At 71.2% G+C, this 22,172-nt stretch carries 21 protein-coding genes; 9 read left to right on the top strand and 12 right to left on the bottom strand.

Annotated elements, in window-relative coordinates; all coding sequences use genetic code 11:
• Positions 1-120: 120 nt before the first annotated feature.
• Together groL and groES are read right to left on the bottom strand one after the other, a co-directional pair.
• Positions 121-1,770: a chaperonin GroEL gene (groL, locus tag O7624_RS20055; RefSeq protein WP_282236873.1), complete on the bottom strand. Its 1,650-nt coding sequence runs from the start codon at positions 1,768-1,770 to the stop codon at positions 121-123.
• Between the two features lie 76 nt (positions 1,771-1,846).
• Positions 1,847-2,161: a co-chaperone GroES gene (gene groES, locus O7624_RS20050; RefSeq protein WP_089155197.1), complete on the bottom strand. Its 315-nt coding sequence runs from the start codon at positions 2,159-2,161 to the stop codon at positions 1,847-1,849.
• 360 nt (positions 2,162-2,521) lie between these two features.
• Between groES and O7624_RS20045 the strand changes: the two genes are divergently transcribed.
• The 9 genes from O7624_RS20045 to O7624_RS20005 all read left to right on the top strand — a co-directional run bounded on the left by O7624_RS20045 (position 2,522) and on the right by O7624_RS20005 (position 13,023).
• Complete coding sequence (locus tag O7624_RS20045) at positions 2,522-3,322, top strand: helix-turn-helix transcriptional regulator (protein WP_282236872.1); 801 nt, start codon at positions 2,522-2,524, stop codon at positions 3,320-3,322.
• Positions 3,313-3,504 carry a DUF397 domain-containing protein gene (locus O7624_RS20040; protein WP_093404920.1) on the top strand — a complete coding sequence of 64 codons (192 nt, stop codon included), beginning with the start codon at positions 3,313-3,315 and terminating at the stop codon, positions 3,502-3,504. Before O7624_RS20045 ends, O7624_RS20040 begins: the two co-directional genes overlap by 10 nt.
• A 277-nt stretch (positions 3,505-3,781) precedes the next feature.
• Positions 3,782-4,999 carry a class I SAM-dependent methyltransferase gene (locus O7624_RS20035; protein WP_282236871.1) on the top strand — a complete coding sequence of 406 codons (1,218 nt, stop codon included), beginning with the start codon at positions 3,782-3,784 and terminating at the stop codon, positions 4,997-4,999.
• 969 nt (positions 5,000-5,968) lie between these two features.
• The gene (locus O7624_RS20030) at positions 5,969-7,063 is read left to right on the top strand and encodes a substrate-binding domain-containing protein (RefSeq protein WP_282236870.1); all 1,095 of its coding nucleotides are present in this window, start codon (positions 5,969-5,971) and stop codon (positions 7,061-7,063) included.
• A gap of 103 nt (positions 7,064-7,166) precedes the next feature.
• Positions 7,167-7,985, top strand: coding sequence for an ATP-binding cassette domain-containing protein (locus tag O7624_RS20025; RefSeq protein ID WP_210936605.1), 819 nt, complete (start codon positions 7,167-7,169; stop codon positions 7,983-7,985).
• Positions 7,982-9,241: an ABC transporter permease gene (locus tag O7624_RS20020; protein ID WP_093404909.1), complete on the top strand. Its 1,260-nt coding sequence runs from the start codon at positions 7,982-7,984 to the stop codon at positions 9,239-9,241. The genes O7624_RS20025 and O7624_RS20020 overlap by 4 nt, the downstream gene beginning before the upstream one ends.
• A 28-nt stretch (positions 9,242-9,269) precedes the next feature.
• Positions 9,270-10,451 (top strand): ROK family transcriptional regulator, encoded by a 1,182-nt coding sequence (locus tag O7624_RS20015; protein ID WP_282236869.1) that lies wholly within the window; start codon positions 9,270-9,272, stop codon positions 10,449-10,451.
• Between the two features lie 142 nt (positions 10,452-10,593).
• Positions 10,594-11,331, top strand: a complete 738-nt coding sequence (locus tag O7624_RS20010; protein ID WP_093404904.1) for a DUF4142 domain-containing protein — start codon at positions 10,594-10,596, stop codon at positions 11,329-11,331.
• Between the two features lie 18 nt (positions 11,332-11,349).
• Entirely contained in the window at positions 11,350-13,023 is a 1,674-nt protein-coding gene (locus tag O7624_RS20005; protein WP_282236868.1) for a copper resistance protein CopC, read from the top strand.
• Positions 13,024-13,072: 49 nt separating this feature from the next.
• On the opposite strand, the gene O7624_RS20000 is transcribed toward O7624_RS20005, so the two are convergent.
• From O7624_RS20000 to O7624_RS19955, 10 genes are all read right to left on the bottom strand, one after another.
• The gene (locus O7624_RS20000) at positions 13,073-13,327 is read right to left on the bottom strand and encodes a hypothetical protein (protein ID WP_282236867.1); all 255 of its coding nucleotides are present in this window, start codon (positions 13,325-13,327) and stop codon (positions 13,073-13,075) included.
• A gap of 13 nt (positions 13,328-13,340) precedes the next feature.
• Entirely contained in the window at positions 13,341-14,387 is a 1,047-nt protein-coding gene (gene tsaD / locus O7624_RS19995) for a tRNA (adenosine(37)-N6)-threonylcarbamoyltransferase complex transferase subunit TsaD (RefSeq protein ID WP_210936597.1), read from the bottom strand.
• Between the two features lie 7 nt (positions 14,388-14,394).
• On the bottom strand, positions 14,395-14,838 hold the full coding sequence (rimI, locus tag O7624_RS19990; protein ID WP_093405449.1) for a ribosomal protein S18-alanine N-acetyltransferase: 444 nt from the start codon (positions 14,836-14,838) through the stop codon (positions 14,395-14,397).
• Positions 14,839-14,843: 5 nt separating this feature from the next.
• Positions 14,844-15,521, bottom strand: a complete 678-nt coding sequence (tsaB, locus tag O7624_RS19985; protein ID WP_282236866.1) for a tRNA (adenosine(37)-N6)-threonylcarbamoyltransferase complex dimerization subunit type 1 TsaB — start codon at positions 15,519-15,521, stop codon at positions 14,844-14,846.
• Positions 15,522-15,681: 160 nt separating this feature from the next.
• On the bottom strand, positions 15,682-16,833 hold the full coding sequence (locus tag O7624_RS19980) for a glycoside hydrolase family 11 protein (protein WP_282236865.1): 1,152 nt from the start codon (positions 16,831-16,833) through the stop codon (positions 15,682-15,684).
• A 302-nt stretch (positions 16,834-17,135) separates the two neighbouring features.
• The gene (ung, locus tag O7624_RS19975) at positions 17,136-17,837 is read right to left on the bottom strand and encodes a uracil-DNA glycosylase (RefSeq protein ID WP_093411429.1); all 702 of its coding nucleotides are present in this window, start codon (positions 17,835-17,837) and stop codon (positions 17,136-17,138) included.
• A 60-nt stretch (positions 17,838-17,897) separates the two neighbouring features.
• On the bottom strand, positions 17,898-18,377 hold the full coding sequence (gene tsaE, locus O7624_RS19970) for a tRNA (adenosine(37)-N6)-threonylcarbamoyltransferase complex ATPase subunit type 1 TsaE (RefSeq protein WP_093411481.1): 480 nt from the start codon (positions 18,375-18,377) through the stop codon (positions 17,898-17,900).
• A gap of 5 nt (positions 18,378-18,382) precedes the next feature.
• The gene (locus O7624_RS19965) at positions 18,383-19,486 is read right to left on the bottom strand and encodes an alpha/beta hydrolase (protein ID WP_282236864.1); all 1,104 of its coding nucleotides are present in this window, start codon (positions 19,484-19,486) and stop codon (positions 18,383-18,385) included.
• On the bottom strand, positions 19,483-20,601 hold the full coding sequence (alr, locus tag O7624_RS19960) for an alanine racemase (protein ID WP_282236863.1): 1,119 nt from the start codon (positions 20,599-20,601) through the stop codon (positions 19,483-19,485). The genes O7624_RS19965 and alr overlap by 4 nt, the downstream gene beginning before the upstream one ends.
• A gap of 41 nt (positions 20,602-20,642) precedes the next feature.
• Complete coding sequence (locus O7624_RS19955) at positions 20,643-22,112, bottom strand: NAD(P)H-hydrate dehydratase (RefSeq protein WP_282236862.1); 1,470 nt, start codon at positions 22,110-22,112, stop codon at positions 20,643-20,645.
• Between the last annotated feature and the right edge of the window lie 60 nt (positions 22,113-22,172).

Genomic DNA, 22,172 nt, shown 5'->3' with positions numbered 1-22,172 from the left:
CGGTCCGGTAGTCGACGACGGCGTTCCGTAACCTCTCGTCACCGGTAGGCCGGTCCCGCTCATGCGCGTGGGGCGCACCGTCTCGTCGACGGTGCGCCCCACGTTCGGCGTACGGCAGGCTCAGAAGCCCGGGCCGTGCTGGTGGCTGTGACCGTGGCCGTGCGAGTGGCCGTGGCCACCCGCGGCGGGCTCCGGCTCAGCCGGCTTCTCCACCACGAGGCTCTCGGTGGTGAGCAGCAGACCGGCGATCGACGCGGCGTTGGTGACCGCGTTGCGGGTCACCTTGACCGGGTCGATGATGCCGGCCTTGGTCAGGTCGACGTACTCGCCGACGGCGGCGTCGAGGCCGTGGCCCCAGTCGCTGCCGGAGACCTTCTGCACGACGACGTAGCCGTCGTGGCCGGCGTTCTGGGCGATCCAGCGCAGCGGCTCGACAAGCGCCTTACGCACGATCGACACGCCGACCTTCTCGTCGCCGGTGAAGCCGAGGTCGTCGTCGAGCACCGACAGGATCTGCGCCAGGGCGGCACCGCCGCCGGGCACCGTACCCTCCTCGACCGCGGCCTTGGTCGCGGCGATGGCGTCCTCGATGCGGTGCTTGCGCTCCTTCATCTCGACCTCGGTGGCCGCGCCGACCTTGACCACCGCGACACCGCCGGAGAGCTTGGCCAGCCGCTCGGCGAGCTTCTCCCGGTCCCACTCGGAGTCCGAGGCCTCGATCTCCTTGCGGATCTGCGCGACCCGGTCGGTCACCTCGCTGGCCTGGCCGCCACCCTCGACGATCGTGGTGTTCTCCTTGTCGACCACGATGCGCCGGGCGCTGCCCAGCACCTCCAGGCCGACCTGGTCGAGCTTGTAGCCCAGTTCCGGAGCGACCAGCTCGGCGCCGGTGAGGATCGCCATGTCCTGGAGCATCGCCTTGCGGCGGTCGCCGAAACCGGGCGCCTTGACCGCGCAGACCTTGATGGTCTTGCGGATGGCGTTGACCACCAGGGTGGACAGCGCCTGACCCTCGACGTCCTCGGCGATGATGAGCAGCGGCTTGTTGTTCTGGAGAACCTTCTCCAGCAGCGGCAGCAGCTCCTCGATCGCGGAGATCTTCTGCGTGGTGATCAGGATGTACGCGTCCTCCAGGACGGACTCCTGCGACTCCGCGTCGGTGACGAAGTTCGGCGAGATGAAGCCCTTGTCGAACTGGAGGCCCTCGGTGACGTCCAGCTCGGTGTGCAGGGCGGAGCCTTCCTCGACGGTGATCACACCGTCGCGGCCGACCTTCTCCATCGCCTCGGCGATCAGCTCGCCGATGGTGGCGTCCTGCGCCGAGATCGTCGCGACGTGCGCGACCGACTTCTTGTCGGAGACCTCGACGGCCTTGCCGAGCAGCGCCTCGGAGACCTTGGTGGCGGCGGCGTCGATGCCCCGCTTGAGGCCGGCCGGGTTGGCGCCCGCGGTGACGTTGCGCAGGCCCTCGCGGACCATGGCCTGGGCGAGCACGGTCGCGGTGGTGGTCCCGTCGCCGGCGACGTCGTTGGTCTTGGTCGCCACCTCCTTGACCAGCTGCGCGCCGAGGTTCTCGTACGGGTTGGTGAGCTCGATCTCCTTGGCGATGGTCACGCCATCGTTGGTGATCGTCGGCGCACCGAATTTCTTGTCGAGGACGACGTTGCGCCCGCGCGGCCCGAGGGTGACCTTGACCGCGTCAGCGAGCGCGTTGACACCGTGCTCCAGCAGGTGCCGGGCGTCGTCCGAGAAGCTCAGGATCTTCGCCATGAATGTCCCTTCGAAGCGACGTCGCCCCGGCCCGGCGAGCCGGACCGGGGCAACGACACTGATCGGTCTGTCTTACTTACTTCTCGATGACCGCGAGGACGTCGCGGGCGGAGAGCACCAGGTACTCCTCGCCGGCGTACTTGACCTCGGTGCCGCCGTACTTCGAGTAGAGAACGGTGTCGCCGACGGAGACGTCGATCGGCACGCGGTTGCCCTTGTCGTCGATCCGGCCCGGGCCGACAGCGAGGACGGTGCCCTCCTGCGGCTTCTCCTTGGCGGTGTCGGGGATCACGATGCCCGAGGCGGTGGTGGTCTCGGCCTCGTTCGCCTGGACCACGATGCGGTCCTCGAGCGGCTTGATCGCAACCTTGGTCGCGGTAGTCACGGGCATACCCTCCTGGGGTACTTGGTTTCGTTGCCGATCGGCATGCCGACCGGCGTCAATCTGCCACATGCCACCGGGCGGGGCCGTCGTCGCGGGTGCCGGTCCGCCTGGCGTTCAACCCCCGGACACCAGGGCCCGAAGGTTGGCACCCTCAGGGTGAGAGTGCTAATCGCAGGTTATTCCTCGGCTAGCACTCCGTCAAGGAGAGTGCCAATCCACCACCCTCGTGTCGCCGCCCCTCCGCCACTTTTTACCCACTCTTCCGGCGTCGTTCGCCAGCGTTTACCGCAACACGCCGACAGTCTCTTCCTCGCCCGGCGACCGCCCCTTACTCTCCGGCGCGACCACGTCACGGAGGGCAGGCACATGGCGGACGTACCAACCCTGGGGTTCCTGCGCGACCAGTTGCGCCGGGCGCGCAAGGTGCGCGGGCTCAGCCAGGAGGAGCTGAGCAAGATGATCAACTACTCCACGTCGGCAGTGAGCGCGATGGAGATCGGCCCGAACCAGCTCAGCGCCGACTACCTGGCCCGGTTCGACAAGGTGCTGGAGACCGGTGGCCTCTTCGTCGGGATGCTGGAGCTGATCCGGCTGCACGCCGAGCCGGACTGGTTCCGGCCGTGGGGCGAGATCGAGCGGGAGGCGGTCGCGCTGCGCTGGTACGACCCGGCGGTGGTGCCGGGCCTGCTCCAGACCGAGGCGTACGCACGGGCGATGCTCCGGGCCGGTCCACCGCTGACCGACGAGCAGATCGAGAAGCGGGTGCTGGCCCGGATGACCCGGCAGGAGGTGCTCGCCCGCGAGGAGCCACCGCAGCTCGTCGCGGTGCTCGACGAGCAGGTGCTGCGCCGGCAGGTCGGCGAGCGCGCGACCATGCGCGAGCAGTTGGAACACCTGCTGGCCGTCAGTGACCGCCCGCATGTCCAGGTGCGGATCATCCCGGCCGAGACCCCGTGGTACGTCGGACTCAACGGCCCCTTCGTGCTGGCCCGGCTGGCCGACGGCACCGAGGTGGCGCACCTGGACAACCAGCTCCGGGGGCACACAGTGGACGGCCCGAACGACCTTGCCGCCCTGGGGCGGCGTTGGGAGACTGTGGCCGGTGAGGCGCTGCCACACCGGCAGTCCGCCCGCCTGATCGAGGAAGTGGCGAAGTCATGGACCTGACCCGTGCCGCCTGGCGCAAGTCCTCCCGCAGCAACAGCAACGGCGGCGCCTGCGTCGAGGTCGCCGACAACCTGCCCGGCGTGGTCGCCGTACGCGACAGCAAAGACCCGGCCGGCCCGGCGCTCGCCTTCACCCCCGCTGCCTGGCGCGCCTTCATCGCCCCCCACGCCCCCACCCGCTGACCAACCCCGACCCGGCGCTCCCCCTTTTGCGCCGACCCGGTCCGCCCCACCCCGGCTGGGCTCGCCATGCGGTCGCGCGCCCTCCCGCGCGCTGGGGACGCGCGAGTTGCGGCATGACGCGCCCTCCCGCCGAGCTGACAGCCCAGGATGCCGCAACCCGCGCCCTCCAGCCCACCGGAGGGCCCGATATGCCGCAAGTCGCGGCCGGCATTCCGGCGCGAGAGGCCGGCCTGGGCCTCGGGCAGGGCAGGCGGGGGCGGGGCGGAAGAATAGGCGGGTGGATCTGGAGCAGTTCGCCGCGTTGCGTACGCCCGAGGGGTCGGCCGCGCTCGACGCGGCGGCCGGGGTGGCCGGGGTGGCCGGCGGTGATCCGCTGGCCGCGGCGGTGGCGCTGCGCTCGGCCGGGGTGCCCGGCGGGCTCGCGGCGGCGGCGCTGACCCAGGCCGAGCTGCGCCGCCGGGCGGTCGGCAAGTTCGGGCCGGCGGCGGCCGGCATGTTCTTCACCCGGTCGGGGCTGGAACAGGCCACCCGCCGGGTCGTCGCCGACCGGCGGGCGCGGCGGCTGCGGGCCGCCGGGGTGCGCACGCTTGCCGACCTGGGCTGCGGACTGGGCGCCGACGCGCTCGCCGCCGCCCGCACCGGCATCCGGGTGTACGCGGTGGAAGCCGACCCGCTCACCGCTGCGCTGGCCGAGGCGAACGTCCAGGCCGCCGGGCTGGCCGACCTGGTCACCGTCGAGTGTGGCGACGCGACGGCGTTCGACGTGACAGGGGTAGAGGCGGTCTTCTGCGACCCGGCCCGACGCCGGGCCGGCACCGGCCGCCGGATCTTCGACCCGAACTCGTACTCACCGCCGTGGGACTTCGTGACCGGCCTGGCCGAACGGGTGCCGCGCACGGTGGTGAAGGTCGCGCCGGGGATCGACCATGCGCTGATCCCGCCCGGCGCGGAGGCGGAGTGGGTGAGCGTCGACGGCGACCTGGTCGAAGCGGCCCTCTGGTGCGGCGATTTGGCCGAGGTCTCCCGCCGCGCGACCGTGCTGACCGGCAAGTCGGTGCACCGGCTCGCGGGGTCGGGCACCCGCGAGGCGCCGGTCGGGGCGGTGCGGCGTTTCGTGTACGACCCCGATCCGGCGGTGGTGCGCGCACACCTGATCGCCGAGCTGGCTGCCGACCTGGACGCCACCCTCGCCGACCCGACCATCGCCTACCTCTACGCCGACACGGCCCGGCGCACGCCGTACGCCCGCTGCCTGGAGGTGACCGACGTGCTGCCGTTCTCCCTCAAGCGGCTGCGGGCGCTGCTGCGGGAACGGCGGGTCGGCCGGGTGGAGATCCTCAAGCGCGGCTCCGCGCTGGAGCCCGAACGGCTCCGGCGCGACCTGCGGCTGGCCGGCGACCAGCCGGCGAGCCTGGTGCTCACCCGGCTCACAGGCACCCCGACGGTCCTGATCTGTCAGGACCGAGTACCTAGTTTTTTACCACTGACGACGTAACATTCCTTGAAGAGCAACAGGTAATCGGGAGCATCCTCTCGGCGCCTCAATCCTACTTCGGCCCCCACTCGGGACTACCGGCTCGATGAACACTGCTCTGGCAATCCAACTTCTTGCCGAAGCTCCAAGGCGCGTACCTTGTGCCCGGATAGGTGTCCTTTACATTAAAGCTTCCACCACCGGGAGTTATCGGGGCACAATTGATCTTCACCCAAGTATTGGCAAGGTTCTTGGTCCCGCTGCAGTGGAACCAGAACCCATTACCATCCTTAGAGGTGTTGCACGACATGCCACTCGCAGCGAAGGCTGGCTGAGGAGCAGCAAGCACCGAGCCTCCCCCGACGGCAGCAGCCACCGATGCAGCAACTACTACCCGCTTTAGTAAACGCAACTTTGACCTCCCCCTGCACCAAACCCCAAGAACCAGAGGCTCCAGCCTCCGAGCAAGGGACCCAGCGCATATAGGTGCGGAATATGAATCGACCAGAGCCAAATCCGTTTCCAGTAGCCACCGTCACTATGGTCAATTCACATCTGACAGATGAGGACTGTACTCGACGTCAGGCTTGGTCGCTACCCCCGATACGCTTTGCGACCAGACGCTGCCATCGCTTCCCCTCACCCGAGCCCTAACAAGACCGCGCGGACCTGGTAGGTCGGCTCGACCCTGAGGTGGGTCGCGTCTCCCGCTTGCCACAGGACCGACTTGGCGCACGCCCGCGGCAGCATTTGCCCGTCGACAGCAGCGCTTGCGTCCGATCCCCTCGGCGCGTCAGGAGTCGAACGGACACGGGGCGCCGGAACACGCACGGTGGCGGCGCGATGTCGAGGGCGTTGCTGAATTGTTACCGCTGACAACAAACTCATGACCGGCGCACCCTTGTGCTGGCGTGTGGCGCGCAATACGTTGCCGGACACAACAAAACAACACACCGACACCCCTTCCCCACCCTCGAAAGGACCCTGCACATGCGCAAGGGCTTCCTCGCCGTCGGCACCGTGGGCCTGCTGGCCCTCGGCAGCCTGACGGCCTGTGGCGACGAGTCCGGCGGCGACCAGGCCGGCTCCGACGTGACCCCGAAGATCGGCGTGATCCTGCCGGACAGCAAGTCCTCCGCCCGTTGGGAGGGCGCCGACCGCAAGTTCCTCCAGGCCGCCTTCGATGCTGCCGGCGTTAAGGCGGACATCCAGAACGCCCAGGGTGACAAGACCCAGTTCCAGACCATCGCCGACCAGATGATCACGAGCGGCGTCACCGCGCTGATGATCGTGAACCTGGACTCCGGCACCGGCAAGGCCGTCCTCGACAAGGCCAAGTCGCAGGGCGTCGCCACCATCGACTACGACCGCCTCACCCTCGGCGGCTCGGCGGAGTACTACGTCAGCTTCGACAACGAGGCCGTCGGCAAGCTCCAGGGCGAGGGCCTGGCCAAGTGCCTGACCGACCAGAAGGCGGAGAAGCCGGTCGTGGCGTACCTGAACGGGTCGCCGACCGACAACAACGCCACCCTGTTCAAGAACGGCTACGACTCGATCCTCAAGCCCAAGTTCGACGCCAACGAGTACGTCAAGGGCCCGGACCAGTCCGTGCCGGACTGGGACAACGCCCAGGCCGCCACGATCTTCGAGCAGATGCTCACCCAGACCGGCGGCAAGATCGACGGTGTGCTGGCCGCGAACGACGGCCTCGGCAACGCCGCCATCTCGGTGCTGAAGAAGAACAAGCTCAACGGCAAGGTTCCGGTGACCGGCCAGGACGCCACCACGCAGGGCCTGCAGAACATCCTCGCCGGTGACCAGTGCATGACCGTCTACAAGGCCGTCAAGCAGGAGGCCGACGCCGCCGCCGAGCTGGCCATCGCGCTGGCCAAGGGCGAGCGCAAGGAGACCGGCCAGACCGTCAAGGACCCCGAGGGCAACCGTGACGTCCCCGCCGTCCTGCTCACCCCGCAGGCGATCTACAAGGAGAACGTCAAGGACGTCATCGCCGACGGTTTCGTGACCAAGGAAGAGGTCTGCACCGGCAACTTCGCCGCGCTCTGCACCGAAGCGGGCATCAGCTGACCTCACCCGCCTAGGCGGCGCCGCCCGGCACGGTAACCCCGTGCCGGGCGGCGTGCCGCCGCTGGACGGGCCCCGATCTCCCTCCGTGACAAAGGAGAACCCCGTGTCCGCGACCCCTCTGCTGGAGCTACGCGGGATCGACAAGAGTTTCGGTCCCGTCCAGGTTCTACGCGATGTCGCCTTCGCCGCCTACCCGGGCGAGGTCACCGCGCTCGTCGGTGACAACGGCGCCGGCAAGTCGACCCTGGTCAAGTGCATCAGCGGCATCTACCCGACCGACGCCGGGCAGTTCGTCTTCGACGGCCGGCCGGTGAACATCCACAGCCCACGCGACGCCGCGGCGCTCGGCATCGAGGTCGTCTACCAGGACCTCGCGCTCTGCGACAACCTCGACATCGTGCAGAACATGTTCCTCGGCCGCGAGAAGCGCAGCGGCATCGTCCTCGACGAGCCGACGATGGAACAGATGGCGGCCGACACCCTCGCCGGGCTCTCCGTACGCACCGTCAAGTCGCTGCGCCAGCTCGTCTCCAGCCTCTCCGGCGGCCAGCGCCAGACGGTGGCGATCGCCAAGGCCGTGCTCTGGAACAGCAAGCTGGTGATCCTGGACGAGCCGACCGCCGCGCTCGGCGTCGCGCAGACCGCCCAGGTGCTCGAACTGGTCCGGCGGCTGGCCGACAACGGTCTGGCCGTCGTGCTCATCTCGCACAACATGAACGACGTCTTCGCCGTCTCCGACCGGATCGCCGCGCTCTACCTCGGCCAGATGGTCGCTCAGGTGAAGACCACCGACATCACTCATGCGCAGGTGGTCGAGCTGATCACCGCCGGTCGCTCCGGCGGGCTCGGACTCACCGGCGACCCGGCCACCAACGGCAACGGCGCGGCGCCGGCCGGCAGCACCACGGGAGGCGTCTCATGAGCACCACCGCCGTCAAGCAGGAGGGGCCGGCCGCCGTCACGTCGACGCCCTCCGTCGGCAGCCACGTCCGCGACTACTGGCGACGGGTACGCGGTGGCGACATCGGCGCCCTCCCCGCCGTCCTCGGCCTGCTCGTCCTCTGCACGGTCTTCTCGATCCTGCGGCCCTCGTTCCTCAGCGCCGGGAACTTCGCCAACCTGTTCACCCAGGGCGCGGCGGTCACCCTGATCGCGATGGGTCTGGTCTTCGTCCTGCTGCTGGGTGAGATCGACCTGTCGGCCGGCTTCGCCAGCGGCGTCTGCGCGGCGGTGCTGGCAAACGTGGTCACCGTGCTCGGATATCCCTGGTACGTCGCGGTGGCCGCCGCCGTGCTCACCGGCATGGTGATCGGTACGATCCTCGGCCTCCTGGTCGCCAAGATCGGCATTCCGTCCTTCGTGGTCACCCTGGCCGGCTTCCTGGCCTTCCAGGGCGTGGTGCTGCTGCTCATGGAGGAAGGCCGCAACATCTCGGTGCGCGACTCGGTGCTGGTGGCGATCGCCAACCGCAACCTGCCACCGCTGCTCGGCTGGGCGCTCGCCGCCGTGGCCGTCGCCGGGTACGCCGCCGTCCAGCTGCTGCGCTACCGCAACCGCGCCGCACGTGGCCTGGTCACCGACCCGATGGCGGTGGTGCTCGCCCGGATCGGCGGGCTGGCCGTCATCCTCGGCCTCGCGGTCTACATGCTCAACCTGGAGCGCAGCCGCAACGTGCTGATCAGCTCGCTCAAGGGCGTGCCGATCGTGGTGCCGATCATCGCCGTGCTGCTCATCATCGGCACCTTCGTGCTCCATCGCACCAGCTACGGGCGGCACATCTACGCGGTCGGCGGCAACAAGGAAGCCGCCCGCCGGGCCGGCATCAACGTGGACCGGATCCGCATCTCGGTCTTCGTCATCTGCTCCACCATGGCCGCCGTCGGCGGCATCGTCGCCGCCAGCCGGGCCAACTCCGTCGACCCGAACACCGGCGGCAGCAACGTGCTGCTCTACGCCGTGGGCGCGGCCGTGATCGGTGGCACCAGCCTCTTCGGCGGCAAGGGCCGGGTGCTGGACGCGGTGCTCGGTGGCGCGGTGGTCGCGGTGATCGACAACGGCATGGGTCTGATGGGTTACAGCTCCGGCGTCAAGTACGTGGTCACCGGCGTGGTGCTGCTCCTGGCGGCCAGCGTCGACGCGCTGTCGCGCCGACGAGCCGCCGCCAGCGGCAGCCGCTGATCCGCTGCACCGAAGGTAGTCACAACCGATGCGCGTGGGACCGAGCCAGGACGAGATTCGCCGGCAGAATCTCGGTGCCCTGTTGCGCTACGTGCACGTGCACGGTGCCACCACGCGTGCGGAACTGACCACCGCACTGGGGTTGAACCGGAGCACAATCGGCGCGCTCACCGCCGACCTCGCCGCGGCCGGCCTGGTGACTGAGGGGGCGCCGAAGGAAACCGGCCGGGCCGGACGACCGTCGCTTGTCGTCCGGCCCGAGTCGGGCCGGGTCTTCGCGTACGCGTACAGCATCGAGGTGGACCGGCTGCGGGCCGCGCGGGTCGGGCTCGGCGGCGCGGTGCTCGACCGCCGGGAGCTGGACCGCCCACGCGGTCTCACCGCCGCGGAGGCCGCTCCACTGCTGGCCGGCGCGGTCAAGGAGATGCGGCAGGCGATGCCGGAGGACGCCGTCTGCGTCGGTGCCGGAGTGGCGGTCTGCGGGATGGTCCGTCGCGACGACGGCCTGGTCCGGCTCGGACCCACCACCGGGTGGGTGGACGAACCGATCGGCACCGCGCTCGGCACCGAACTCGGGGTCGACGTGCCGGTCACGGTCGGGAACGTGGCCGACGTGGCGGCCTTCGCCGAGCACGCCCGTGGCGCGGCGGCGGGCTGCGACAACGTCATCTACCTCTACGGCGACGTCGGCGTCGGTGCCGGGATCATCGCCGCAGGCCGGCGGCTGACCGGGCACGGCGGTTACAGCGGCGAGGTGGGGCACATGGTGGTGGTCCGCGACGGGGCCCGCTGCGAGTGCGGCAACCGGGGCTGCTGGGAGACCGAGATCGGCGAGCACGGGCTGCTCCGGGCCGCCGGTCGCTCCGACGCACGGGGCCGGGAGGCGATGCTGGCGGTCTTCGACGCCGCCGACCGCGGCGACGCCCAGGCCCAGATCGCGGTACGCCAGGCCGGTGACTGGCTCGGCTTCGGCGTCGCCAACCTGGTCAACATCTTCAACCCGGAAATGGTCATCTTCGGCGGCACCATGCGCGACCTCTATCTGGCCGCCGCCGCCCAGGTGCGCAGCCGGCTCAACTCCAACGGGCTGCCGGCCTGCCTTGAGCACGTCCGGTTGCGTACGCCGAAGCTCGGTGAGGACGCTCCCCTGGTCGGCGCGGCCGAACTCGCCTTCGACCGGCTGCTGGCCGACCCGCTCGACGTCAACTGATCTCCAGTTCCGTATTTCGCGAGCCGGTTTCGCCAACCGATGAACTGATCGGCCGAACAATCCGTACCAGGTTGCGGACGGCCGACGGGGTGCGGACGTCCATCGCTCAACGATCGTTCTCGTCCGAGGAGGCGTCGCAGACATGGCACCGCTGGATTCCGCTCGTCGCCGGCAGGGCAACCGGTCCCGTCGCTTGGCGGTGCTGCTCACCACGATCGTCGCAGCCCTCGTCGTCCTGCCCGGTGTGGCCCTGGCCGCGCCCGCCGCTCAGCAACTCGCCGCCGCCGACCAGGCCCTGCTCGACGGGGTGCGGCTGGCCGGGCTCTGGGAGATGCCGGCCGGGCAGATGGCCGCCGAGAAGGGCAGCTCGCAGGTGGTCCGCGAGGTGGGCGCCGAAATCGCCCGGCAGCACGAGGAGCTCGACCGGATCACCGTGGAGGCGGCCAACAAGCTGAGCGCCGTCATCCCCAACGCGCCGACCGCCGAGCAGCAGGGCTGGCTCACCGAGATGAAGGACGCCCGTGGCGCCCGCTTCGACCAGATCTTCGTCACCCGACTCCGGGTCGCCCACGGCAAGATCTTCCCGGTGATCGGCGCGGTCCGGGCCAGCACCCGCAACGAGGTGATCCGGGACCTGGCCAACTCGGCCAACACGTTCGTCGGTGACCACATGCGGATGCTGGAGAGCACAGGCCTGGTCCGGTACGCCGAACTGCCGCCCGCCGCGCTGCCGGCCCCCGGCAACGACGGACTGCTCGCCGCCGCGCAGGCCAACACCGGCCCGCAGATCGGGGTCAGCAACACGCTCATCTGGGCGATCTTCCTCGGTGCCCTCGGCACCGGCGGCTTCCTCACGTACCGCATGTTCCGTCGCAGCTGACCGCCGCCACCCGCTTCGATGACCGTTCGTACCCGAGCCGCTGCCCTGCTCGGGCTGGTCCTCACCGCACTGTGCGCCGCCCTGGGTCCCGCCGGCCCAGCGGCGGCGCACGCCGTGGTGGTAGCCACCACCCCGCAGCGCGACGAGGTGCTCGGGTACGCGCCACGCGAGGTGCTGGTGACCTTCAGCGAGACCATCGCCGTGGTCCCCGGCCGGGTGCAGGTCCTCGCCCCGGACGGCAAGCGGATAAACGTCGGCGAACCCGAGGTCCGGGACCGGACCATCCGGATCGCCCTGCGACCCTCGGACCGTCCACTCGGCACCTACCTGGTCAGCTACCGCGTCATCTCGGCGGACAGTCACCCGGTCGCGGGCAGCTTCACCTTCGCCGCCGGGGCACCGTCGGCGACCCCGCCCGAGCCGGCCCTGGCGGAGTCCGAGTCACCGGCCGGGGTGCTGGTGCCGGCCGCCAAGTACCTCGGGTATCTCGGGCTGCTCCTGGCGGTCGGCCCGCCGCTGCTCGTGGCCACCATGTGGCCCCGCCGTCGCTCCCGTCGGGCTGCCACGGCCACCGCGCTGTGCGGGCTCGGCCTGGTCGCCGCCGGCACGCTCGGCACCTGGGTCGGACAGGCGGCCCAGGTGGTCGGCGCGCCGGTCGGCCAGCTCTCCCCGGCCGACCTGCGGGCCGTGGCGGACAGCGACGTCGGAGTGGTGCTGGCCGCCCGGCTGGCGCTGGTCGGCCTGGCGGCGGCCCTGCTGCCGGCGGTGCTGCGGGGCGCTGGTGAGCGCTCGTCGACAGGTCGGGGCCTCGCCAGCCGGGTACGCGGTGCGGCACTGGCGGTGATCGGAGTGGCGGGGTTCGTCACCTGGCCACTGGCCGGGCATCCGGTCGCCTCGCCGTTGCCGCCGGTGAGCATCGCGCTGGGCACCCTGCACGTCGCCGGGGTGACCGCCTGGTTGGGTGGACTGTTCGCGCTTACCGTGTTCCTGCTGCGAGGCACGCACGAGCGGGTGCTCGCCCGGATCCTGCCGGCCTGGTCCCGGCTGGCCACCCTCGCGGTGGCCTGGCTGGTCGCCGCCGGGCTCGGGCAGGCCGTGATCGAACTCGGCCGCCTCTCGGCCCTGTGGGGCAGCACCTACGGCCGCCTGCTGCTGGCCAAGGCGGCACTGCTGGCCGGGGTGCTGGCGGTGGCGGCCGGGCAACGCCGGTTGATCAGGCGGCGGGTCGCGGCGACCCGGCCCCGCTGGATCGCTCGGGCGGCCGGCGTGGAACTCGCCGTGACGGCGGTGGTGCTGGCGCTGACGGCGGTGCTGGTGCAGACACCGCCGGGCCGTTCCGTCGGTACGGCGGCCGACGGGGTGACCCGGGAGGGTGTCGCGCAGTCGCTCACCACCGACCTGTTCACCCTGCAGTTCGACATCTACCCGGCGGTCGCCGGCACCGCGAACAGCCTGCACGCGTACGTCTACACCCCGCAGGCGAAGGAGTTGCCGGTGGCGGAGTGGACGGTCACCGCCGCCCTGCCGGAGGCCGGCATCGAGCCGATCACCGTCGACGTCTTCGCGCTGGAACCGCACCACGGCAGCGCCGAGATCCACTTCCCGGTCGCCGGTGACTGGACATTGCGGGTCAGCGCCCGGACCAGCGAGATCGACCGTTCCACCGCCACCACCACGGTGACGATTCGCTGATCGGCGCGCTCCACGCCGCCGTCGAACCAGCGGCCGGCCCGGCGACGCCTCAGCGGTCGACCTGGGTGAAGTCCCAGGAGTGCGGCTGCCGGGCGAGCAGCATCACCGGCGGGTCGGGCAGCGGTCGAGGGCTGCTGCGCCATTTGGAGATCACCACGACCCGGTGGTCGGTGGAGGAGAAGACCTCGCTGGACACGTGCAGCGGGTCGTGCTCGAAGTCAGGCAGCGCGCTGTCGCAGACCCAGGTGATCAGGTCGGCGAGCGCGTACGGCTCCGCCCGCGCCTCCCACATCCGTACGATCACGTCGCCGTCCTCCTCAGACGCTGACAGTGGTCAGCGGCATGGCCGAATCCGCGGGCAGATCGAGCCGGCTGGGCGCGACACCCGAGGCGACCAGGTGCGAGCCGAGGGCCGCCACCATCGCGCCGTTGTCCGTGCAGAGGCCCGGCCGGGGCACGCGGACCCGGATGCCGTGCCGGGCCGCCCGCTGCTCGGCCATCGCCCGCAACCGTGAGTTGGCCGCCACTCCCCCACCGATCACCAGGGTCGGCACGCCCCGGCTACGGCAGGCGTCCAGCGCCTTGTTCACCAGCACGTCGCAGACCGCCTCCTGAAAGGACGCGGCGACGTCCGCGACCGGAACCGGTTCGCCGGCCCGCTGGCGAGCCTCCACCCACCGCGCCACCGCGGTCTTCAACCCGGAGAAGGAGAAGTCGTGGCGGTGCGCGACGAGATCCTTGGCGGCGGTCAGTCCACGCGGGAAGGCGATCGCCGCCGGGTCACCGGCCCGGGCCTCCCGGTCGATGTACGGCCCACCGGGGAACGGCAGACCGAGCAGGCGGGCCACCTTGTCGAACGCCTCGCCGGCCGCATCGTCGATGGTGGCGCCCAACGGGGTCACGCCCCGGGCCAGGTCGTCGACCAGGAGCAGCGACGAATGACCACCGGAGACCAGCAGCGCGATCGCCGGTTCGGGCAGCGGACCATGCTCCAGCGTGTCCACCGCGACGTGCGCGGCCAGGTGGTTGACGCCGTAGACCGGTTTCTCGGCGGCGATCGCGTACCCCTTCGCGGCGGCCACCCCGACCAGCAGCGCCCCGGCCAGGCCCGGCCCGGCGGTGACCGCGATCGCATCCACGTCGGCGAGCGTCACCCCGGCCTCGGTGAGTGCCCGCTGCATGGTCGGCACGATGGCCTCCAGGTGCGCCCGGCTGGCCACCTCCGGCACCACCCCACCGAACCGGGCATGCTGGTCCACACTGGACGCGAGCGCGTCGGCGAGCAACGTGTGGCCGCGTACGACACCGACGCCGGTCTCGTCGCACGAGGTCTCGATGCCGAGGATCAGTGGTTCGTCAGCCATGGATTTCTCAGTCCTGGGTGCGCTGCATCACCAGCGCGTCGGTGTTGCTCGGTTGGTAGTAGCCGCGCCGTACGCCGATCGGCTCGAACCCGTACGTCGCGTAGAGCCGTTGGGCCGGGGCGTTGTCGGCGGCGACCTCCAGCAGCACGGCGCGTACGCCGAGCCGACCAGCCTCGGCGAGCAGCGCCTCCAGCAGCAGTTTGCCGATGCCCCGGCGCTGCGCCTCCCGCCGGACCGCGATGTTCTGCACCCACGCCTCGTCGGGCGGTGCGACGGCGAGCCCGGCGTAGCCGAGCACCCCGCCGTCGTCGTCGGTGACCACCCGGTAGAAATGCCCGTGGGACAACTCGTTCCAGAACATCGCCGCGGACCACTGCTCGGCACCGAAGAGATCCGCCTCGATCGGCAGCACCTCGTCGATGTGCCACCAGCGGAACCGGGCCGGCCGCAACCGGCTCACGGCAGCACCGGCTTGCGCGCGGTGGCGGCCACCGCGTCCGGTCGGCGCAGGTAGAGCGGGGTGAGCGGGTCACCGCTCGCGCCGGCCCGGATCCGCTCGGCGGCCAGGGTGGCCAGCGCGCCCGCGTCCGGATAGCGGGGTTCGGCCCGCAGCGGCAGGCCCAGCACCTCGGCGTAGCGATGGGCACCGTCACCGACGGCGGCGGTCGCGCCCAGTTCCCGGGCCCGATCGGCGGCCACCGCCGGAGCGCCGACCTCCGGCCCGAGGAGACGCTCGCCCGCGCCGTCGTAGACCGCCCAGTAGATCTCCCGCCGGCGCGCGTCGCTCGCCGCCAGCACCGGCTCGCCGGCCGCCGCCGGGTGCCCGATCGCGTCGAGCGAGCAGACACCGTACGCGGGAATGCCGAGCACCTGCGACATGGTGGCGGCGGTGACCAGGCCCACCCGCAGCCCGGTGAACGGGCCGGGGCCGACCCCGGCGACGATCGCGTGCAGGTCGGCGGGACGGGCGTCCGCGTCGGCGAGCACCGCGTCGACCTGCGGGGCGAGCAGTTCGCCGTGCGCCCGCGCGTCGACGGTGCACCGGTGCGCCCGGGTCGTGACGCCACTCGCGGTGACCTCGACGAGCGCCGCGGTCACCGCCGGGGTCGAGCTGTCCACCACCAGTACGAGCACAATGACCCAGCCTAGCCGCATCGCCTCCGGCCCTTGAACGCCCGCCCGCCATCGCCGGCGGGTCGTAGCGCTCGGGCGCACCACGCCCATGACGATGAGCGGAGACAGGGGCCAGGCCCGTGAGCGCCTGGCCCCTGTCCGATGGATCAGTTGCGGCGGATCAGTTGCGGCGGCTCCACTGCTGGTTTGCTCCACCCCAGCAGCTGTACAGCTGGATTCTCGCGCCGTTACCGCTGCCACCGGCGTCGAGGCACAACCCCGACTGCACTCCGGTGATCGTGCCGTTGGAGTTCATGTTCCACTGCTGGTTCGCACCGCCGTGGCAGTCGTAGATGATCACCGCTGTGCCGTTGCTGGTGCCCGAATTCGAGGCGTCCAGGCACTTGCCGTTCACCGTGAGCTGCCTGCTCGAGGTGTGAGTGAACCGCTGGTTCGAGCCACCCCAGCAGTCATACAACTGGATCTGGGTGCCATTGCTGGTGCTGGAGTTCGGCACGTCCAGGCACCGGCCGGACTGCTGGCCGACGATCATCTGGCCACTACCGCCAGTGGGCGGCGGGGTGGTCGGGTTGGTCGGGCCGGGGCCGGGGGTGCCGCCTTCCGAGAGGGTGATGTCCGAGCTTCCCTGGCTCTGGTAACCCTCGGTGGCCATGATCTGGTAGTAGTGGTTACCGAGGTTCAGGCCAACCCGCGCCCAGGCGTCGAAGTGGTTGGCGGTGGTGATGGTCCCGCTGCTGCGCTTCTGCTGCCGGACGCTCCAGTACTGGTAGAACGTCTGGGTGCCGTCGATCGACGGGGCGTTGACCCGCTGGCTGCGCAGGATGTCGTAGGTGCCACCGTCGGTGGTGATGCTGCCCAGCCGGGTGGCCCCGCTGCTCGGGTTGTAGCTGCCGAAGTTCTCGACGATGTAGTACTCGACCAGCGGGTTACGGGTCCAGCCGTACAGGGCGAGGTAGCTGTTGTTGTTACCCGGGTTGTAGCTACCCGAGTAGCTGATCGTGCGGCGGGTTCCCGGGTTCCAGCCCTTGCCACCGACCCAGTTGTTGGTGCTCCTGCTCCACGAACTGGAGTAGCGGCCGTTCTCGCGCAACACCATGCAGGCGTCGCCGCTGTCCTTCCAGAACGAGAAGAAGAACCCGTTGTGGGTACCTTCCGTGTTCGAGCAGACCTGCCGGTCGGCCTCGGCCTGGGCGGGGCTGGCCGAGATCGCGACGGTGCCGGTGGTGGCCAACACTGCGGCGAAGGCGGCGGCAGCCAGCATTCTGACGCGGCCGCGTCGGCGACTCTTGCGGTGTGTGGGGAGTTCGTTCATGGTGGTGTGCTTCTCCTCTGAAAGGCGGCGGGTTGCGTGCGGTCGAGGGGACGGTCACCGCACGTCGATGTCGCGCCATGGTTGTACGAATTGCCGAACTGTCGGTCGGGTGGGTGCTCCACTGCTGCTTCGCGTCGTCGCTGACCCCCCGGACTGAAGACGTAAGCCGACATCGATATTTTGATATCGTTATCGCAACTACGACGTCAGTCAAGAACCCTCGTCCGACCGGCCCCACCGACCAGCCAGGCGGGTACCACCGCCTGGTACGTGCGGACGACGTGGAGGGAGCGTACGGCGGCTCAGCCGGCCGAGCGCTCCCAGTCGATGGTGGACAGGCCGGCGTCGGCGAGGGCCTTGTTGGCGGCGCTGAACGGCCGGCTGCCGAGGAAACCACGCGGATTCATCGGGCTCGGATGGCCCGCCTCCAGCACCACGTGCTGTGGGTTGCCGACGAGCGCCGCCTTCTTGCGCGCGTACCCGCCCCAGAGGAGAAAGACCACCCGCGACTCCAGCGCGTCGAGTGCCCGGATGGTCGCGTCGGTGAACTCCTCCCAGCCCCGGTTGGCGTGCGACCCGGGGGTGCCCTGGCGCACGGTCAGCACCGAGTTGAGCAGCAGCACACCCTGCGCCGCCCAGCCGTCGAGGTTGCCGCTGCGCGGCTTCGGCATGCCCAGATCCTCGCCCAGCTCCTTGAAGACGTTACGCAGCGACGGCGGCACCGACACCCCCTCGCGCACGCTGAAGCTGAGCCCGTGGGCCTGGCCGGCGCGGTGGTAGGGATCCTGCCCGAGGATCAACACCCGACAGGCCGACGGTGCACAGAGCCGATAGGCCGAGAACAGATCCTCGACCGGCGGGAAGACCGGGCCGGCGGCGTACTCCGCGGCGACGAACGCGCTCAACGCGGACACCCGGGCCGGGTCGAGATGCGGGGTCAGCACCGCCCGCCACTCGTCGGGGAGGAGCGCCAGCAGGTCGAGAGCAGGGGTGTCGTCGGGCATCGGCAACCTCTCACCGGTCGGATCGTCTCCGGGCACTGTAGGCAGCGGGTACGACAGCGCTCAGCCCAGGGCGGCGAGGGCCGCCAGGCGCTCCGCCCAGTCGCCGCCGACCGGCTCCAGCTCCGCCGTGCGGGTGTCGTCGTCGTGCCGGTGCAGACGGACCCGCAGGTGCGCATCGGCCAGTTGCTCGACCAGTCCTTCGCCCCACTCGACCACGGTCACCGAGTCGTCGACCGAAGCGTCCAGGTCGAGGTCGTCGATCTCGGCCCGGGGGTCGCCCGCGTCACCCAACCGGTACGCGTCGGCGTGCACAAGCGACACACCTCGCCCGCTCGTCGGGTCCGGGCGGTGCACCCGGGCGATCACGAACGTCGGGGAGGTGATGTCACCGAGCACTCCCAGGCCGGCGCCGATCCCCCGGGTCAGCGCGGTCTTGCCGGCACCCAGCGGGCCGGTGAGCAGCACCAGATCGCCGGCGCGCAGCAGCCCGGCCAGCCGGCGTCCGAAGGCGTACGTGTCCGCGACCGTCGGCAGCACCACCTCGGTCACGAGTCCTCCCGCCCGCAGGTGTCGAGGAAGCGGAGCACCGCGGCGTTGACCTCGTCGGCATGCTCCAGCATCACCACGTGACCGCTGTCGGGGATCCTGACGAACTCGGCGTGCGGCAGCCGACGGACGATCTCCTCCGAGTGGGTCAACGGTGTGATCATGTCCTTGTCTCCCACGATCACCAGCACCGGCGTGCCGGCCAACGCGGCCAGCGCCGGGAACCGGGAGTGGGTCGCCAGGGTACGCAGGTAACGGGTCACCGTGTCGGCGGAGGTGCGGGAGTTCATCTCCTCCACGTATGAGACCAGGGCGGGGCTCGGCTGACGGGTGCCGAAGCCGTACCTGCGGGTCAGCAACCAGGCCACGTTCGTCGTCGAGCGGCGGGCCCGGTCGATGACCGCCCCGCCGTACCGGGTGACGTTGCCCGCCATGTAGAGCACCGGCGCACCCACCCGGCCGAGCAGGGCGGGCGCGACCAGTTTCGTCTCTGCCAGCAGCCCGCCCGACGTGGCCATCAGCACGGTCCCCACCACCCGGTCGCCGAACATCTCCGGGTACAGCTCGGCCAGGGCCATGATGGTCATGCCACCCATCGAGTGACCGACGAGCACCAGTGGCCCTTCCGGGGCCGCCTCGTCGATCACCCGGCGCAGCGTACGGCCGAGCGCGGTCAGGTCGTACTCGCCGGTCTCCAGCCGCCCCGACTGGCCGTGCCCCGGTTGGTCGTACGCGACGATCCGGTGCTCACCCCGCTCAGCGAGCAGTTTGCGCTGGAAGTGGAAGGTGCCCATGTCCAGGCAGAAGCCGTGCACCAGCAGCACGGTCGGGTTGCCGTCGACCGGGCGGGTCGGCTCGACCACCTCGACGTGGATGTCGGTGCCGTCGGGCATCTCCAGCCGGTACGCCTCGTCGTACCGCTGGTCACCGAAGACCTCGTCGGCGTACGGGTCGGTGGGGTCCGACTTCAGCCGGCGGACCAGGGCGCGTTCCGTGGCGACCCCGGCGGCCAGCCCGGCGGCGGCCACCCCCAGCGCCGCACCGACCAGACCGGCGGCCTTTCCGGCGGTGGTCCGGGGCCGCGGGATCTGCCAACCGGTCATGTCCGAGCGCCGTCGTAGACGCGCGGGACCCGGGTGCTGCCGAACCGGGTGACGATCTCGTAGTTGATGGTGCCGACCGCCTCGGCCCAGTCGTCGGCCGTGGGCTCACCGTCGGACCCGCTGCCGAACAGGGTCGCCACGTCGCCGGCGGCCACCGGGTCGTCGCCGCAGTCGAGCACGAACTGGTCCATGCAGACCCGCCCCGAAATGGTCCGGCGGACCCCGCCGAGCTGCACCGGTCCGCAGTTCGAGGCGTGCCGGGGCACCCCGTCGGCGTAGCCGAGCGGCACCACGGCCAGGTTGGCCTCGCGTTCGGTCGTGTAGGTGTGGCCGTAGGAGACGCCAGCACCGGCCGGCACCCGCTTGGTCAGCATCACCCGGGCGCGGGCGGTCATCGCCGGACGCAGCCCGTACGTCTCGCCCGCCACCGGGGAGAGGCCGTAGACGGCAAGCCCCGGACGGACCAGGTCGAAGTGGGTGTCCGGCCGGGTCAGCGTGGCCGCCGAGTTGGCCAGGTGCCGGTAGCGCGGGCGGAGCCCGGCCCGCTCGACCATGGCCAGCCCCTCGTGGAATACCGCCACCTGCCGGTCCGTGGTCGGGTGACCGGGCAGGTCCGCGTAGACGAAGTGGCTCCACACCCCCACCACCTCGATCAGCCCGTCGGCCTGTGCCTTGGCGGCGGCGTCGAGCAGAGCCGGCCAGTCGGCGACCGTCGCGCCACCCCGGGCCAGCCCGGTGTCGATCTTCAGGTGCAGTCGGGCGGGTCGCCCGGCCGTCCGGCTCGCCGCCAGCATCTCGTCGAGCTGAGGCAGGCTGGCCACTCCCAGGTCGACGCCGGCGGTCACGCCGGTGTGCAGCGGCAGCCCGGGGGCGAGCAGCCAGGCCAGCACCGGGACGTCGATGCCGGCCGCGCGCAGCGTCAGCGCCTCGTCCAGGGTGCAGACGCCGAGCCAGTCCGCCCCGGCGTCGAGCGCGGCCCGGGCGGCCGGGACCATGCCGTGGCCGTAACCGTCGCCCTTCACCACCGCCATCAGTTCCGCGCTGGTGCCGGCGCGCAGCCGGTCCACGTTCTCCCGGATCGCGTCTAGGTCGACACGTACCTCGGCCTGCCACATGCCCCCACCCTACTTTCCGGGCTGATCACCCCGGCGGGTACTCAGGGCAGACGGGCCAGCACGGGACGCAGTGCGACGGCGACGTCCGGCGCGGTCACCGGGCCGCCCCGGGCCGCTTCCCGACCGGCCAGCCCGTGCAGGTACGCCGCCGCGGCGGCGGCCCGCTCCGCCGGCAGCCCGGCCGCGAGCAACGAACCGAGCAGTCCGGCGAGCACATCGCCGGTGCCACCGGTGGCCAGCGCGGGGGTGCCGGTCGGGTTGACGTACGCCCGCCCGTCCGGCGTGCCGACCACCGTGCGGTCCCCCTTGAGCAGCACCACCGCGTTCATCCAGGCGGCCAGTCGAAGCGTGGCGGCGATCCGGTCGTCGCCCGGCTCCTCCCCGCAGAGCCGGGTGAACTCCCGGTCGTGCGGGGTGACCACGATCGGCGCGTCCCGTCGGCGCAGCCGGTCGGCGAGGGAACCGTCGACCAGCAGGGTCAGCGCGTCGGCGTCCAGCACCACCGGCACCGGGGCGGCGAGCACGGTCCGTAGCTCGGTGGCCGCCCGCTCGTCGGTGCCCAGCCCCGACCCACACACCCAGGCCTGCACCCGGCCGGCGTCGGAGACCCGGCCGGTCGCGATCACCGAGGGATGCTGGCGGACCACCTCGTCGCGGGCACCCCCGGCGTAACGGACCAGGCCGGTCGGGCCGGCCAGCGCGCCGCCGACGGAGAGCACCGCCGCACCCGGGTACGTCGCGGAGCCGGTGGCCACCCCGACCACCCCGCGGGTGTACTTCTCCGAGCCGGGGCCGAGCCTCGGGTACCAGTCGGCCACGTCCGACCACTCCACGACGTGCAATGCGGGGCTGCCGCGTAGCCACGGTGCCAACCCGATGTCGACGAGTTCCACCTCGCCGGCCAACGCGGCGGCCGGACCGACCGCCAGGGCCGGCTTCAGCGCGCCGAAGGCCACCGTCACGTCGGCGCGCACCGCGTTCGGACGGCCGGACGGCGTCAACGGCACCGCCCCGGTGTCCACCGCGACACCGCTGGGCACATCCACCGCCACGACCGTCGCCCGCTCACCGTCCCGTCCCCGGTGCCGCAGCAGACTCGCCGCCAACTGCTCGGCGGTCTCCCGCAGGCCACCGCGACCGCCGATGCCGACGATCCCGTCGAGCACCACGTCGACCACGGCCGGCGGTCGCGTCACGATCCGTCCCCCGGCGGCACGCAGCGCAGCCAGCCCTTCGCCGTGCACCCGATCCGGGGTGAGCAGCAACGCCGACACGGCGGCACCGCGCCGGGCCAGCCGGGCGCCCGCGTACAGGGTGTCACCGCCGTTGTCACCGGAGCCGACGAGCAGCAGCACCGGCGCGGCGTACACCCCGCCCCGCTCGGCGAGCAGCAGCGCGCAGCGGCGGGCCAGCCCGGCGGCGGCGCGTTGCATCAGCGTGCCGGGCGGCACCGTGGCCATCAGCGCGGCCTCCGCCGCGCGTACGTCCGCGACCCGCCAGACCGGTCTCATGCCGCACCCCGTTTCCCGATCACCCGGCCAACCCTACCGGCGTGGAGGCGGCAAGATAGC

The organism is Verrucosispora sp. WMMD1129 (assembly GCF_029581255.1).
GTDB lineage: Bacteria > Actinomycetota > Actinomycetes > Mycobacteriales > Micromonosporaceae > Micromonospora > Micromonospora sediminimaris.
This window is presented reverse-complemented; position numbering and strand designations above follow the sequence as displayed.